At 61.0% G+C, this 15,893-nt stretch carries 11 protein-coding genes; 4 read left to right on the top strand and 7 right to left on the bottom strand.

The annotated features are described in order from the left end of the window. The first annotated feature begins 10 nt into the window (after nucleotides 1-10). From ACL2XM_RS12350 to ACL2XM_RS12340, 3 genes are all read left to right on the top strand, one after another. Nucleotides 11-1,441: a sugar porter family MFS transporter gene (locus tag ACL2XM_RS12350; protein ID WP_410015572.1), complete on the top strand. Its 1,431-nt coding sequence runs from the start codon at nucleotides 11-13 to the stop codon at nucleotides 1,439-1,441. After that, nucleotides 1,419-2,300, top strand: coding sequence for an aldose 1-epimerase (locus tag ACL2XM_RS12345; protein WP_413733047.1), 882 nt, complete (start codon nucleotides 1,419-1,421; stop codon nucleotides 2,298-2,300). The genes ACL2XM_RS12350 and ACL2XM_RS12345 overlap by 23 nt, the downstream gene beginning before the upstream one ends. Before the next feature lie 147 nt (nucleotides 2,301-2,447). Then, a complete protein-coding gene (locus ACL2XM_RS12340; RefSeq protein WP_413733221.1) occupies nucleotides 2,448-3,830 on the top strand; it encodes an MFS transporter in 1,383 nt (460 codons plus the stop codon). A gap of 146 nt (nucleotides 3,831-3,976) precedes the next feature. Here the strand turns inward: ACL2XM_RS12340 and araC are convergent, their stop codons facing one another. The 3 genes from araC to ACL2XM_RS12325 form a co-directional block, all read right to left on the bottom strand. Further along, on the bottom strand, nucleotides 3,977-4,846 hold the full coding sequence (gene araC, locus ACL2XM_RS12335) for an arabinose operon transcriptional regulator AraC (protein WP_413723426.1): 870 nt from the start codon (nucleotides 4,844-4,846) through the stop codon (nucleotides 3,977-3,979). A gap of 83 nt (nucleotides 4,847-4,929) precedes the next feature. After that, entirely contained in the window at nucleotides 4,930-6,303 is a 1,374-nt protein-coding gene (locus tag ACL2XM_RS12330) for an MFS transporter (RefSeq protein WP_413733045.1), read from the bottom strand. Then, nucleotides 6,303-8,339, bottom strand: a complete 2,037-nt coding sequence (locus tag ACL2XM_RS12325) for a beta-galactosidase (protein ID WP_413733044.1) — start codon at nucleotides 8,337-8,339, stop codon at nucleotides 6,303-6,305. Before ACL2XM_RS12325 ends, ACL2XM_RS12330 begins: the two co-directional genes overlap by 1 nt. Nucleotides 8,340-8,806: 467 nt before the next feature. On the opposite strand from ACL2XM_RS12325, the gene ACL2XM_RS12320 reads away from it, so the two are divergent. Then, nucleotides 8,807-13,543, top strand: coding sequence for an ATP-dependent helicase (locus ACL2XM_RS12320; protein ID WP_413733042.1), 4,737 nt, complete (start codon nucleotides 8,807-8,809; stop codon nucleotides 13,541-13,543). Between the two features lie 123 nt (nucleotides 13,544-13,666). On the opposite strand, the gene ACL2XM_RS12315 is transcribed toward ACL2XM_RS12320, so the two are convergent. The 4 genes from ACL2XM_RS12315 to ACL2XM_RS12300 all read right to left on the bottom strand — a co-directional run bounded on the left by ACL2XM_RS12315 (nucleotide 13,667) and on the right by ACL2XM_RS12300 (nucleotide 15,784). Then, the gene (locus ACL2XM_RS12315) at nucleotides 13,667-14,317 is read right to left on the bottom strand and encodes an HAD-IA family hydrolase (protein WP_413722534.1); all 651 of its coding nucleotides are present in this window, start codon (nucleotides 14,315-14,317) and stop codon (nucleotides 13,667-13,669) included. Nucleotides 14,318-14,513: 196 nt separating this feature from the next. Then, a complete protein-coding gene (locus ACL2XM_RS12310; RefSeq protein ID WP_413733041.1) occupies nucleotides 14,514-14,717 on the bottom strand; it encodes a hypothetical protein in 204 nt (67 codons plus the stop codon). 67 nt (nucleotides 14,718-14,784) lie between these two features. Continuing rightward, nucleotides 14,785-15,522, bottom strand: a complete 738-nt coding sequence (locus ACL2XM_RS12305; RefSeq protein ID WP_413733040.1) for an SDR family oxidoreductase — start codon at nucleotides 15,520-15,522, stop codon at nucleotides 14,785-14,787. A 16-nt stretch (nucleotides 15,523-15,538) separates the two neighbouring features. After that, the gene (locus ACL2XM_RS12300; protein ID WP_413730611.1) at nucleotides 15,539-15,784 is read right to left on the bottom strand and encodes an Atu4866 domain-containing protein; all 246 of its coding nucleotides are present in this window, start codon (nucleotides 15,782-15,784) and stop codon (nucleotides 15,539-15,541) included. Between the last annotated feature and the right edge of the window lie 109 nt (nucleotides 15,785-15,893).

Here is a 15,893-nt window from a genome sequence, read left to right as displayed (position 1 = left end):
GGGTGGTCTCATGAAAAGCACAAGTCCGTTGAATTTACCCTACGTCTGGGCTATCTGCCTGGTGGCCGCCTGCGGCGGTCTGCTGTTCGGTTATGATTGGGTGGTGATAGGCGGCGCCAAGCCGTTCTATGAAGCCTATTTTGGTATTACCAATCCGGCCCAGTCCGGCTGGGCGATGAGTTCCGCCCTGGCGGGCTGCGTGGCGGGCGCCATCGCCTCCGGCACCTTGTCCGAGCGCTTTGGCCGCAAGCTGCCCCTGCTGCTGGCGGCGGTGATGTTTACCCTGTCGGCCTGGGGCGCGGCGATGGCGCATAATTTCTCTTTATTCGTGGCGTTTCGCATTATCGGCGGGCTCGGCATCGGCCTGGCGTCGGCATTATCGCCGATGTATATCGCCGAAGTCAGCCCGGCGGAAAAACGCGGTATTTTTGTCGCGGTGAATCAGTTGACCATCGTTATCGGGGTGCTGGCCGCCCAATTGGTGAATCTGATGATAGCCGAGCCGGTGGCGGCGCATGCCGGCATGGCCGACATCGCCCAGTCCTGGAACGGCCAGATGGGCTGGCGCTGGATGTTCGGCTCCGGCGCGGTGCCGGCGGTGGCGTTTTTGCTGCTGCTGTTTATGGTGCCGGAGTCGCCGCGCTGGCTGGTGAAAGTGGGCCGTTTCGACCAGGCGGAAAAAGTGCTGGCCAAAATCGGCAACGCCCAATACGCCCGCACCATGCTGGCGGAGATCCGCCAGTCCATGGCCGGGGACGATACCCGCCGGGTACGGTTGCCGCAGTTGTTCTCCCGCCGGGTAAGGCCGGTGATGATCATCGGCATCGTGTTGGCGGTATTCCAGCAATGGTGCGGCATTAATGTGATCTTCAATTATGCGCAGGAAATTTTCGCCTCCGCCGGATTCGATATCAACGATACGCTCAAATCCATTGTCGCCACCGGCCTTATCAACCTGATTTTCACCCTTATCGCCCTGCCGCTGGTGGATAAGCTGGGCCGCCGCAAGCTGATGCTGCTGGGGTCGCTGGGGCTGACCATTATCTACGGTTTAATCGCCGCCGCCTACGCCATGGGCATCCTGGGCCTGCCGGTACTGTTGCTGGTATTGGTGGCCATCGCCATTTACGCGTTGACCCTGGCGCCGGTCACCTGGGTGCTGCTGTCGGAAATCTTCCCCAACCGGGTACGGGGCATGGCGATGGCGGTCGGCACCTTTTCCCTGTGGGTGGCCTGTTTCCTGTTGACCTACACCTTCCCGCTGTTAAACGCCGCGCTGGGCGCGTCGGGCAGTTTCCTGCTCTACGGCGTTATCTGCCTGGCGGGTTTTACCTTTATCTGGCGCAAGGTGCCGGAAACCAAAGGCGTCACGCTGGAGGCGCTGGAACAACGCTTCGGCGACCAGGCGGAGCTGGATTATGAACAGCATCACGCTAAGTAACGAGGCGCTCGTCTTGCGGTGCCGGGCGCAGGGCGGCGCGGTATTAAGCCTGGCCACCCGCAGCGGGATCGCGATCCTGCGCCCGGCACGGGATCCCCTGGCGCCGCCGGGGGAGTGCGCCTTATTCCCGATGCTGCCGCTGGCGAACCGGGTGGAGGGCAATGCGTTCAACTGGCGGGGGCGGACGATCACCTTTCCCCGCTCGCCCTGGGACGAACGGTTTTTTTTACATGGCGACGGCTGGCTGTCGGCCTGGACGGTGGCGGACTCTGCGCCCGACGCGGTGGCGTTTTCCCTCTCCCGCACGCTGACGGACATCTGCCGTTACCGTGCGCAGCTGAGCTATCAACTGCGGGACCATGCCCTGCTGGCCACCCTGAGCATCACCAATACCGATGCCCAGCCGTTTCCTTTCGGGCTGGGGTTTCATCCGTTTTTTTGCAAAACCCCGGCCATGACGCTGTGGTTTCAGGCGCGGGGCTACTGGCCGGAGCGCGCCCATCACCTGCCGGCGGACTGGCGGGAAGAGGTGCCCAGCGGCTGGGATTTCGCCACGCCCCGCTTGCCGGGGGCGGGCTGGATGAATAATGCCTTTTCCGGCTGGACCGGCAGGGCGGTATTGCATGATGCCGGCAGCGGCGCCACCGTTACCCTGGACAGCGCGACGGATATCCTGATGGTCTATCAGCCGCAAAACAGCGATTTTATCTGCCTGGAACCTCAAACCCATCCGGTGAACGCCCATAACCAGCCCGGCATGCCGGGACTGGCGGTGCTGGTGCCGGGCGGGACCCTGCGGCTTGCCATGCGCATCGGCTGGGCCGGGACGACGGCGCGGCGGCGGTCCTCCCCGGGCTAACCGGCGTCACGAAGGCAATCCGGGCAGCGGCGATACACTATCTTGCTAAAGGGAGTTGTTTCCCGCAGTAAAAAGCCATTAACATGCAAGCTTATGTTTGTTATGGCAGGGTTAACGATGAGTGACGCGTACGTTTCAAATGCCGAGATGGCGGCCCCATTAACCATTTATGAAGAAGATTTATCGGTTCGCATCGACGCCTTGCCGGCAACCGCCGGCCTGTGGCGGTTTATCATACTGCTGGCCCTGGGCGGTTTTTTTGAGCTGTATGATTTGTTCCAGACCGGCTATATCAGCGGCGGACTGGTGGCGGAAGGCATTTTCCATACCGGCGCGCAGGGGGTGTTCGGCGTCTCCGATCAGGCGGCGTTCGCCTCGGCCACCTTCCTCGGCTTGTTTATCGGCGCCAGCCTGCTCAGTCCGTATGCCGACAGGTATGGCCGCCGGCTGACCTTTATGTTCGCCCTGGCCTGGTACGGCCTGTTTTCGTTATGCCTGGCTTTTCAGCATCAGGCGGAGTGGATTATTTTCCTGCGTTTTATGGTGGGCGTGGGGTTGGGCATCGAACTGGTGACCATCGACACCTACCTGGCGGAATGGACCCCGGCGGGTCTGCGCACCAAGGCGTTCGCCTTTTCGTTTTTCATCCAGTTCCTGTCGGTGCCCGCGGTGGCGCTGATGTCCTGGTGGCTGGTGCCGCAGACTATTTTCGGCTTGACCGGCTGGCGTTATGTGGTCATCGCCGGGGCCGTGGCGTCGCTGGTCATCTGGCTGGTGCGCAAGAAATTGCCGGAATCGCCGCGCTGGCTGGTGCAGCAGCGGCGCTACCGCGAGGCGCGCGAGGTGATGCTGGAGATGGAAAGACGCTGCGGCATTACCGCCGCCGTTGATTTTCCCCGGCGCGACCAGGCGCCGGCGACGGCGAAAGCCGGCACCTTCAGGGACATCTGGTCCGCGCCCTATCGCGGCCGGACCCTGATGCTGTCGGTGATGAATTTTTTCCAGGCCATCGGCTTTTTCGGTTTCGGCAATTGGCTGCCGGCGCTGCTGGCGGGCCGGGGCGCCACCATTACCCACAGTCTGCTGTACGCCTTTTTTATCACCCTGGCGTATCCGCTGGGTTCCCTGTTATGCAGCCTTTACGCTGATAAAATGGAAAATAAATGGCAAATCGTTTTATCCTGCCTGGTGACCGTTATTTTCGGCGCGCTGTTCGCGGTGCAGAATAATCCGCTGCTGCTTATCATATGCGGTTTTTTTGTCACCTGGTCCAACGCCTGGCTGACCTACAGCTACCATTCCTATCAGTCGGAGGTGTTTCCCACCTTTATCCGCGCCCGCGCCGTGGGGTTTTGTTATTCCTTCAGCCGGCTGTCTACGGTGTTCAGCAGCATCATTATCGGCCTGTTGCTGCAGCATACGGGCGTGCAGGGCGTCATCGCGTTTATCGTGGTCAGCATGCTGATTGTGATGGGCGTGATTGCGGTGTTCGGCCCGAAAACGCGTGGTCTTGATCTGGAAGATATCTGATCTGATGCCGCCTCGTCACGGGCTATACAATCAATCCGCGGGTGTTGCTGCGGATCTTCGCCCAGTGGACGCTTTTTCAGAAATGATATGTGCCTTGGGCGCCGGCGTGGCCGCGTCCCAGATAGCCGATAATCTGGTGGACGATGTCATATACTGGGCATCTTCTCGAACTTTTTGCGATAATCGCGTGGACTGACGGCCAGATGATGGCGAAATATGCGGGAAAAATAGAGCGGGTCGTCATAACCCACCGCCAGCGAAATCTGCGCAATGGACAGATGGGACTTTTGCAATAAATCGCAGGCGCGGGAAACGCGCTGCTTTTCCCGCCAGGCAAAGATGGTTTGTCCCATTTCGCGCTTGAACAGATGCGCCAGGCGCGACGGCGATAAAAATGTCATGCGCGCCAGATGATCGATGCGGATTTCTTCGTCAATATGTTCATTGACGTACTGGCAGAGCGACTTCACCCGGGGGTCGAGATTATGACGATTGCTTATGGGCTGCCGCTCGAAGCACATCAGGATAATGCGTTCCAGGGCATTCATCGCCAACGCGTCCGCCAGCGATTCGTTGGCCGCGTTGTGGTGGATGACCTCCTTAAACAGCAAGGTCATGTCCTCGACATTGTCATCCAGCCGCAATCTGCCGATGCCGTCCCCGGTTGCATCCCAATGCAACCAGTCGATCCAATAGGGGCGGGGGATAAAGTAAATCCACAGATGGTCCCAGGCGGTGCTGCCCTCGGCCCGGCCGTAGTGATGAGGAATGCCGGGGGGGAACAGCAGCATATCATCCTGGCGACAGATAAAAGGCTCGGAGGGGGTATGGATCAATCCTTCGCCCTTCTGCGTCAGATGAAGCATATATCCTTTCATGCCGTTGGGCCGGTTTATGAAAAAGTCCAGCTTGCTGCCGGGTGAAATTGGCGTAAACCCCGATACCATATAGGCATTGAAGGTAAAACTTTTCATCAGCGGCGAAAAATTTACCATATCGGCATCATTCATCTTCACCATGGGTAATCCCCGATATCCTGTCTGTCCATTGCATTATGATAATAGCTACAATATCTGTTTATCTGTTTTTGCGCCCGGTATCAATCAGGGCGATAGCGCCCTGCCGATAAATCCACCGCCAGATGGTCATAGATAGCATCCAATTTATAAAAATACAAAATCAGTAAATTAATTGCCGCCAGAATAAGCGGGAAGAAAATAAACATAAACTCGATGGTATACACCACGCTTTGCGGTTGGGCGGCGGCGCCCCCGCTGACGAAACCGACGGCGCCGAGTATCCAGCCGACGCTGGCGGTGCCAAGCCCCATGCCGAGGGTCTGGCCTAGGGTGCCGGCGCTGAACAGGATCCCTTCCAGGCGCAGTTTGGTGGTCCATTCACCATAATCAATCGTATCCGCCAGAAAGGCGAACATGGTGGCGCCGATACCGCAAAAGCCCACGCTGCGCACCGCGGTGGAGATGATAATAAACAGCGAATCCTGCTTATTTAATAACGGGATCAGATAGGCGACGCAGCATATCACCAGTCCCAGCATGGCCAGTTTGCGCTTGCCCAGGTGCTTCATCAGCATGGGGATTACCAGCAAGGTAAGCAATCCTGGGATATATTGCGCCATGCTGATATAGGATATAAGCGTAACATCCTGCAGAATATATTTGGAATAATAAACGCTCACGGTCGTCAGCGCCGTCAGGCTGGTAAAGGTAACCAGCAGGTAACAGAAAATCATGATCCAGTATCGGTTGGCGCGCATCGAGCGCACTACCTGTCCCGCGGTAATATGGCGGGTATTGTCCTGGCGCACCGGCCGTATCCTTTCCCGGGTGCCCATACCGGTTATCAGCAAAAACAGCGCGGTAAAAAAACCGTAAATGCCGAATACGATGATCCATGACGTGGCCGAATTGCCAAAGAAAGCCACTAACGGCAGGGTACAGACGCCGACGGTCAGTGAACCGCAGGTGGAAAGCCCTTTGCGGAATACGCTGAGGATGCCGCGTTCATAAGCGTCGCGGGTGATCAGCGCCAGCATGGATCCATAGGCGATGTTATTGGCGGTAAAAAAGATGTTGGCCAATAGGTAGGTAACGCAAACGTAAGCCACCTTGGCGCCGTAGCTAATATCCGGCACGGTCGACATCAGGAACGCCGACAGGCCGAAGGGCACCGCGGTCCATAACAACCAGGGGCGGGCTTTGCCGTAGCGGGTGTTGGTTTTATCAATACGAATACCGATAAATATACATATTACGCCGTCAAGAGCACGGGCGAAAAACATCAGCGAACCCACCACTACCGCGGAAACGCCGACAACATCAGTATAAAAATACGCCAGAAAGGTCACCATCATGGTATACGTCAGATTGGTGCCATAATCGCCGATTCCGAAAGCCAGCCGTTCGGAAAACCTGATTTTCCCAAGGTCCTCGTTTTGAATTCTTTCGCGCATTACTCCTCCTCCACCAAAATAATGGCAACGTCCCAGTCATTGAGATTTATAATGTCGCCTTTTTTTACCGCATTATTATTCAACAACGTTGTTCCCCGGCGGCACGGCACGGAAAATTGCTGCGGTTGATGTGAATAGTTCAGATAGAACAGCACCGTTTCACCCCGGCGCGTCTCGGCGCGTTTGCGGATCACCGGGAAGCGATGTCCGGACAGTTCCGCCGCCAGCGGAAGATCGCCCAGCACATAAGCGTACAGTTGTTCCAACGCGGCCGGCGAAAGCGGACAGCCGATATACACGGCGGAACCTTTGCCGTATCGGTTGCGGGTAATTGCCGCATATTTACCCCAGTACTGATGCTGGTAGCGTGCGATCACCTCAACGCTTGGGGTGTCGGCTTCCAACAGCTCCATCCAGTCCTCTATCCTGGCGTCTGCGGCGTTTAATTGCAGCACATCGGAGCTGAGAGACACGCTTTCCGGCGCGGCAAACAGCTGATAGGTCACGCCGCAGGCCTCAGAAATAATGCCGGGTTGGGGTAGGGTCCTGACCTTCAGATGCTCGTTGGCAAAGCCGGATTTAAAGGAGTAAATCATGTGGCCGCCCGCGGCGACATATTGGTTCAGGCGGGTCAGCACCGCGTCCGATGCCGCGTAGAGTAGCGGGGCCACCAGTAAATCGTAGCGGTCGATGCGCGCATCGTCGGCGCTGAGAATATCCACTTCGATATTAAGACGGTATAAAGCGTCATAATATGCGCGGAACACATCATTATACTGATGCTCCGTGGGTCGGCCAAACTGATGACCCCGGTAAGGATGCCAGTCAATAGCCGTCAGGCTATCATTACTGACCAGCAACGCCACGCGATTGGTTTTTTTCAGGCCCACAAGCGCCGGCGACAATTGCGCCAGCTCTCGCCCGATACGTTGCGCTTCATGATAAACCGGGTTGGGCCGCAGATCGTGGCTAAGCAACCCTTTCCAATAGGTTTCATAGGAATTGTGAATGGAGTGCCAGTGCCAGTAGCCCACCAGCCTGGCCCCGGAGGCGATATGGCTAAAGGCTTGCAACCGCAACTGGCCCGGATAAGGCGTCCATTCCTTGAAGGCCTGCGCCTGCGTTTCCAGCACCAGGTAATTATCGTCCTTTGTGGTACGGGCAATATCGCCGGCAAAGGCGATTTCCGCCCCGGTCAGGCGATCCTGGCTGGGATGATAAACATCAATGCCGGTAATAGTCAGCGTAGCGGCCGCCGCAAAATGGTCCACTTCACTTCGGATGCCAAAAGAATATGTGCGCCAGTCAAAATCGAAATTATGGGTAATAAACTGCGCGTCTGATTTATATTCTCCGACAATACCTGCCTGCCAGTGGAGAAATTCCGTAACCAGCCCGCGCTGGAACTTTTGAAATTCCGCTCCCAGGCTGGCATTGATGGTGCCCTCCACGGAAGGGAAATCCTCCCAGGCATCGACGCGGTTGCTCCAGTAATCAAGACCGAACGCTTTGTTTAACCGATCAAGATCGTTATTAAAAATTGATTTCAGATATTTAACGAAATCTTGCTGCACATGGCTGCCGGATGTTTCGTAATATTTTGTTTCATTATCAATTTGAAAGCCAATCACGGCGGGATGATGTGCTGTCGCCGCCATCAGCTTGCGAATAATTCTTTCCGCATATCGCAAATAAATAGGGCTGGTAATATCCATTTTTTGTCGAGGCCCGTATTTATTGATGCCATGAGGCGTCGTGGCCATTACGGAAGGATGTTTTTTTACCAGCCATGCCGGGATGGCGTAAGTGGGTGTTCCTATTATAACGGCAATGCCGTTTTTATGCATTTTATCCATTACTGTCAGTACAGATGAAAAATCAAATATACCATCCTGTTTTTCGTAAGTACTCCAGGTGCTTTCCGCTATACGTACATAATTTATTCCAGCGTCTTTCATCATCTTGATATCATCATCAAGTCTTTCTTCTGGCATATATTCACGATAATAAGCGACGCCATATAAAAATTTATCCATTAATATACCTTAGTGGCGGTGATTGCTAGGGCTAACATATCCCAATTGCTGCTGATAAAAATTAAATTAGCTGCCGCAGACATAGAGAAAACTGCTGCCGGGAATTTGTTATGATCCGCGTCACAAAACGCCAATGCCGGCCACGCGGCCGCCGCGCGCGCCTGGTCATGCCCAGTCCGTGCCGGGTCGGCTGGCTTTTCACTCTTGACTACAAAAATAGCGGGGGTTTTGGCTTAAGATTTTTGTAGAAGGTTATCAACGATATCACTGTAAAAAGACATGGCGCCGGCGGCAAGGTGCTAAGCTTTTATTTGTTGCCTGCCAAGTCCCGCTTCTACTTGCCCGCCCCGGGGGCGGGAAGGCGGTGGTGGTTGGTTTTACGGAGCTTAAAAGGAACGTCTTGCCATGTCTTTAACTCTTTATCCCCGCCATGGTTTCATTACTGCGCCGTCAGGCGCTGGCACGCGATGCTGACGTCAGGAGAGACAGCGCCCGATCCCCTAAGCCGGTTCCAGCCCGCCACCCGGGACTGGTTCGCGGCCACCTTCGACGCGGCCACGCCCGCGCAGCAGGCGGCCTGGACGGCGATTGGCGCCGGCGACAGCACGCTGGTCATCGCTCCCACCGGTTCGGGCAAGACGCTGGCGGCCTTTCTGCACGCCATCGATGGATTGTTCCGGGAGCGCGAACGCGACCCCGGCCGCGCGCGCCAGACCGCCACCCGGGTGGTTTACATTTCGCCCATTAAGGCGCTGGGCGCCGATGTGCGGCGCAACCTGAGCGTGCCGTTGGATGGCGTCAGCGCCAGGCGCCGGCGGCGCGGCGATCCCGAGGTGACGCTGACGGTGGGTATGCGCACCGGCGACACGCCCGCCGCTGAACGCGCCGGCCTGCAAAGACGGCCGCCGGATATCCTGATCACCACGCCCGAGTCGCTGTATCTGATGCTCACCTCCAGGGCGCGCGAGACCTTGCGCGGCGTGACCACGGTGATTATCGACGAGATCCACGCGGTGGCCGGCGGCAAACGCGGTTCGCATCTGGCGCTGAGCCTGGAGCGCCTGGATGCTTTGCTGCCCGCGCCGGCGCAGCGTATCGGCCTGTCGGCGACGGTGCGCCCGGTGGAACGCGTGGCCCGTTTCCTGGGCGGCGCGCTGCCGGTGACGGTGGTTAACCCGCAGTCCAGGCGGCCCCTTGCGATGCGCATCGTGGTGCCGGTGGAGGATATGACCGCGATACCGGCGCGCGACGACGCCGCGCCGGAGATGCGGGCTACCGGGCGCGCGGGGTCGATCTGGCCGCATGTGGAAGCCAGCATCCTCGAGCAAATCCTCGCCTGCCGTTCCACCATTGTCTTTACCAATTCCCGCGGCCTGGCCGAGAAACTGACGGCCAGGCTCAATGAACGCTATGCCGAGCGCGCCGCCGTCTCGCCATTGCAGCAGGAGACGGCCGCACATTATCTCTCTAATTCGGGTGGCACCGGCAAGCGCGCCGCCGGCGAACCGCCGACCGTCGCCCGGTCCCATCATGGCTCGGTGTCGAAAGAGCAGCGGGCGGAAATTGAAATGGCGCTTAAATCCGGCGAGCTGCGCTGCGTGGTCGCCACCTCCAGCCTGGAACTCGGTATCGACATGGGACTGGTGGATCAGGTTATCCAGGTCGGCGTGCCGCCAACGGTCGCCAGCGCGCTGCAGCGGGTGGGGCGCGCCGGCCATCAGGTGGGCGGCATTTCTTCCGGGGTGGTTTATCCGCGAACTCGACGTGATGTGATCGATGCCGCCGTGACGGTGGAGCGCATGCTGGCCGGACGGCTGGAATCCGTGGCGCCGCCGCGTAACCCGCTCGATGTGCTGGCGCAGCAGACCGTGGCCGCGGTGGCCATGGAACCGCTGAATATCGAGGAGTGGTTCGTGCGGGTGCGGCGCGCGGATCCGTTTCGCGCCCTGCCGCGCAGCGCCTTCGACGCCACCCTGGATATGCTGGCCGGCCGCTATCCGTCGGAGGCGTTCGGCGAGTTTCGCCCGCGGCTGGTCTGGGATCGGGCGAGCGGTTTGCTTACCGCCCGCCCGGGGGCGCAGCAATTGGCGGTGATCAGCGGCGGCACCATTCCCGATCGCGGCATGTTCAGCGTCGTCTTGCCGCAAGGCGAGGAAAAAAGCGGCGCGCGTCGGGTCGGCGAGCTTGACGAGGAGATGGTCTACGAGTCGCGGGTCAACGATGTGATAACCCTGGGCGCCACCTCCTGGCGCATCCAGCAGATTACCCACGATCAGGTGGTGGTGGTCCCGGCGCCGGGCCGCTCCGCCCGCCTGCCGTTTTGGCACGGCGACAATGCCGGCCGGCCGGCCGAACTGGGGGAGGCCATCGGCGTCTTCCTGCGCGAGGCGGAGGCGGCGACGGCGGGCATCCGCGGCCCGTTGGCGCAGGACCACCCGCTGGCGGCGCGGCTTAAGGCAGCGGGTCTGGATGATAACGCCATAACTAATCTGGTCGAACTGGTGGCGGAGCAACGCGAGGCCACCGAGGTGCTGCCCACCGATCAAACGCTGGTGATTGAGCGCTGCCGCGACGAGAGCGGCGACTGGCGGGTCATGCTGCACTCGCCTTATGGCCAGCGCGTGCACGGCCCCTGGGCGCTGGCCATCGCCGCGCGCGTCCACCAGCGTTTAAAAGTCGATCCCGCCGTCGTCGCCAGCGACGACGGTATTATTGTCCGCATACCGGACAGCGTCGGCCGACTTCCCGGCGCGGAACTCTTTGTGTTCGATCCCCATACGCTGCCGCAAATCGTCACCGATGCGGTGGGACAGTCGGCGCTGTTTATCGCCCGCTTTCGCGAATGCGCGGCGCGCGCCTTGCTGCTGCCGCGTCGGCGCCCCGGCAAACGCTCGCCGTTGTGGCAGCAGCGCTTGCGCGCCGGTCAGCTGCTGGAAATTGCCCGGGAGCATGACGATTTTCCGCTGATTATCGAGACCGCCAGGGAATGTTTGCAGGACGTATATGATCTGGGGGCATTGCAGGCGCTGATGCAGCGCATCAATGACGGCGCGGTGCGCATGCGGGAGGTTACCACCGAGATCCCCTCGCCGTTTGCGGCTAATCTGCTGTTCGGCTATGTCATTGAGTTTATGTACCAGGGCGATGCGCCGCTGGCGGAACGACGGGCGTCCGTACTGTCGCTGGACAGCGGCCTGCTCGGCGAACTGCTGGGTCAGGTGGAGCTTGGCGAGCTGCTCGACCCCCGGGTGGTGGAACGGGTCGGTCAGGAATTGCAGCGCACCGCCGCCGCTCGGCGCGCAAAGGGCGCTGAAGGGGTGGCCGACCTGTTGCGCGAGCTCGGTCCCCTGTCGCGCGCGGAAATCGCCGCGCGCCTGGCCGATGGCGACGGTGCCGGCGATTATCTGGCGCAGTTGGAGGCGGCGGCGCGGATTATTCCCGTGCGCATCGCGGGCGAGGCGCGCTGGGCCGGCATAGAAGATGCCGCCCGCCTGCGCGATGCGCTGGGGATAGCTTTACCGCCGGGCATTCCGGCTGCGTTTTTGCAGGCGGCCGGCGATCCCCTGCGCGAGTTGCTCAGCCGCTATGCGCGCACGCACGCGCCTTTTACCGCGGCGCAGGCGGCGGCGCACTTTGGGCTGGGCGTGGCCATTGTGAATGAGCAACTGGAGCGCCTGCGCGATCAGGGCAGGGTGTTACCCTGCAACGTCGCGGGCGGGCCCGGACCGGACACCGACTCCGGCGCGCCCGCCGACGGCGGCCAGCAGCGTCGGTGGGTGTGGGATGAGGTATTCCGCCGTTTGCGGGCGCGCTCTTTGCAGGCGGCGCGCGAGGCGACCCGGCCGGTGCCGCGCGAGGCCGTGGTGCGGCTGGTGCTGGAGCGCCAGGGCGTACTGACCGACGCCGCCGCGCCGGCGTCGGATCCCGACCCGTCCGCCGCGCTCGGCGCATTTGAAGGCGTCGAGGGCGTCGCCCGGGTCATCGAGCAACTGGCGGGGGTCGCGTTGCCGGCTTCACTGTGGGAACGCCAGATTTTGCCCGCCAGGGTCCATGACTATCATCCGTCGATGCTGGATGAGCTGATTGCCGCCGGCGAGGTGGTTTGGGCCGGCCATGGCACGCTTGGCGACGACGATGGACTGGTCTCCCTGCATCTGCGCGAAAACGCCGGCGCAACGCTGCCGCGGGTGAATGATGAGGCCGGCGCGTCAACCGCCTCCGCGCTGCAACAGTCCATTCTCGCCGTGCTGGCCGATGGCGGCGCCTATTTTGTCCGTCAGCTGGCGCCGCTCGTCCAGACGCGCCTGGAGGCCGGGGCGGAAATATCGCCCGCTGAAATGGCGGAAACCGTTTGGGATCTCGTCTGGCAAGGCCGTCTCACCAGCGACACCTGGTCGCCGCTGCGCGCGCTGACGGGGATACGCCCGCCCACCCGTTCGCGCCCGGCCCGCGTCCCACGGCACCGGCGCCAGGTGGCGGGCTGGGTACCGGTGTGGGCGCCGGCCAAACCGATATCGGCGCGGAACGCCCGGTTCGGCGATGCGGTCCTGGCCGGCCGCTGGTCATTGCTGGCCGGCGAGGCGGCCAGCCCGACCCTCAGGATGCTGACCCAGGTCGAGAATCTGTTCGACCGCTATGGCGTGGTAAGCCGCGGCGTGGCGATGGCCGAGCAGGTGCCGGGAGGCTTTCCCGCGCTGATGCCGGTGCTGCGGCGGATGGAAGAGGCGGGCCGCGTGCTGCGTGGGCGCTTTATCACCGGCCTGGGCGCCGCGCAGTTTGCCGATAAGGACTGTATAGAACGCCTGCGTGAATTGGCGCAAACGGATGCGGCGTCCGGCGAACCGGTGGCGCTGTCGGCCAGCGATCCGGCCAATCCCTTCGGCTGGCTGTTGCCCTGGCCGTCCAACCCGGCAGACCTGCGTCCGGCCCGGCGCGTCGGCGCCATGGTGGTGATCTGCAACGGCAGGCTGGCATACTATCTGGCGCAAAGCGGCCGCCAGCTGTTAACCTTTATCGATAACGACGACATCGGATGGCGGGCCAGCGGTTTGCGCGCGCTGGCCGCCGCGCTGCAGCGCGAGAAACGCCGCGTGTTTACGCTTGAGGATGTCGACGGCCGGCCGGCGCATGGCAGCCCGGTCGCGCACGCTTTGTCCGCGGCCGGCTTCTCGCGCGTGCCCAGGGGATATGCCTGGTACGGGTGAACCGGGCGCGCGGGGAGGGCCACGGCGCGGTATAGCGCCTGTGGCGCCCCAGCCCAGGTTCCGCAGGAAGGGTTGGCAAGGCTTGCCGCACCCGACCTGGCCTTGCCATGCCGCCGCCCTGATTTACCGCCGCGCCAGTATCAGCCCGCCGGTATCCGCCGCTGCCCGGTATTCGCCATAATCCGCCAGGGCAAGGTGGCGAACCCGCATCGGATGGCGGTGCGTCGCCGTGATGACCACCACCCTGGCCCCCGCCGCTTCAGCCGCGGCAATCCCGGCCGGCGCGTCTTCGAATACCAGGCACCGGCCGGCGTCGACCCCCAGCCGATCGGCGGCCATCAGGTAGCAGTCAGGCGCGGGTTTGCCGCGGACCACGTCTTCGGCGCTTATCAGCAGCGCAGGCACCCTCAGTCCGGCGGCCCGCAGGCGGCGCAAGGCCAGTTCCCGCGGGGCGGATGTAACGATAGCCCAGCGGTCCGGTGGCAGCACGGCCAGGAAATCCGGGGCATGGGCAATCGGGACGATGCCGTCGGTATCCTCGATCTCCGCCTGGGTGATTGCCCGGGCCTCGGCCTCGGGGTCGACGCCCGGCAGGTTCAGGCGGCGAATGGTTTCGACACTGCGCACCCCGTGGATGGTGGGCAGAAACGTCGCCACGTCCAGCCCGTGCCGCGCGGCCCAGCGCGACCAGACGCGTTCGGCCGAGGCAATGGAGTTGAGCAGGGTGCCGTCCATATCGAACAGGAAAGCGGCAAAGCGCTGGTCTGTGTACATAGTCTCTCCGGGATAGGTTTGCGGCGCCCCGCCTATGGCGCCGTTGCGGGCGGGACAATCCGGGCGTATGCCAGTATCAACGACAGTCTCGGCAAGATCAACGGCCGCAATAGCCGACATGCCAGCGCCGCAATATCAGGCCGGCCGTCTTTTACCTCATTCCCCCCCGGGCCCGTTAAATGGCGCGCGCAGGCGGTCAATCGGTGAAGTCGGTCGCTTGCGCCGTTCCCTGCCAGGCATCGATGTCTGCACGCACATCCTGCATCTTCTGCAATGCCAGTTCATTGGCGATGCCTTTCGACTCACCCGTAATGAACCCTATTTTCTCAGTTGTTTTCATGATATGTCCCTTGATTAAGGTCATGGCCACCGCGCCGACGGGATAGCCTGCTTTGTCCATGCTGGACGTTTTGCGTGATATTCCGGATATCCCGCGCACCCCTTGCAACTGCGAAGGGTTGATAAAATCAGTAGGGACTGGCCGTGGGTCGAACGACGATTTCGCTAACGTCGACATCGTCGGGCTGCGCGATCGCATAGGCTATGGCGCGCGCGACGGCATCCGGCGTTAATGCGATGCGGCGGAATTCGCGCATGGCGTTGCGGGCCGTTTCGTCGGAAATCTGGTCGGCCAGTTCCGATTCGACCACGCCCGGGCAGATAACCGTTACGCGGATCGCGTCGGACTCTTGGCGCAGGCCGTCGGAGATGGCGCGTACCGCGTATTTGGTTGCGCAATACACCGCCGCCGTGGGCGATACCGACAGCCCGCCGATGGAAGACACGTTGATCACCTGGCCATGGCCCTGTTGCGTCATGACGGGCAGCACCGCCGCGATGCCGTGCAGGACGCCGCGGATATTCACGTCGATCATCCGATCCCACTCGTCCACCTTGCGCGCGGCCAGAGGCGAAAGCGGCATGACGCCCGCATTGTTGACGATGACGTCGATGCGGCCAAAGGTCTCTTGGGCAAACCTGGCAAAGTCATCGACGTCCTTTGCCGATGTGACGTCGAGCGCCCGAAAGCAGACCGAGCCGCCGCCGGCCTGGATCTCCCCGGCCAGCGCGGCCAGCCGCTCCGTGCGGCGGGCGCCGATGACGAGCTGGTGTTTCTGGCTGGCGAGAAGCCGCGCGGTGGCCTCGCCGATGCCGCTGCTGGCGCCGGTAATAAGGATGACTTTGGATTCTGTAGTTACGGCCATAATGGCTGACTCCTTTTCAGTGGGTTATCTCGCGGCGCAGCACCATGCCGGCGTGGTATAAAACGCCGTCACGGAAGTCGCCGTCGGCGGAAAAGCCGGTATCGTCGCAATACAGGATATGATCGCCTTCAATGCGGTAGCTGCCCTGATAAGCGCTTTTGCGCGTGCCCCGGGCCTCGTCGTAGCGGCCGTTGGCAAGCAGCTCATGGCGAATGTAGCCATCGGCTGTCACCCAAACGCCGACGTACCTGTTGTGATTCATGACGGGTGCCTCCTGTGTCCTGGCAACAATAACGGGCCGAAGGCCTATAGTAGGAGCGGGGCGCCGTTGCGGGAATAGCCATGGCTATTGCATCATTGCCTATTCCTAT

The organism is Sodalis sp. RH20, from assembly GCF_047324205.1.
In the GTDB taxonomy this organism is placed as follows: Bacteria; Pseudomonadota; Gammaproteobacteria; order Enterobacterales; family Enterobacteriaceae; genus Acerihabitans.
This window is presented reverse-complemented; position numbering and strand designations above follow the sequence as displayed.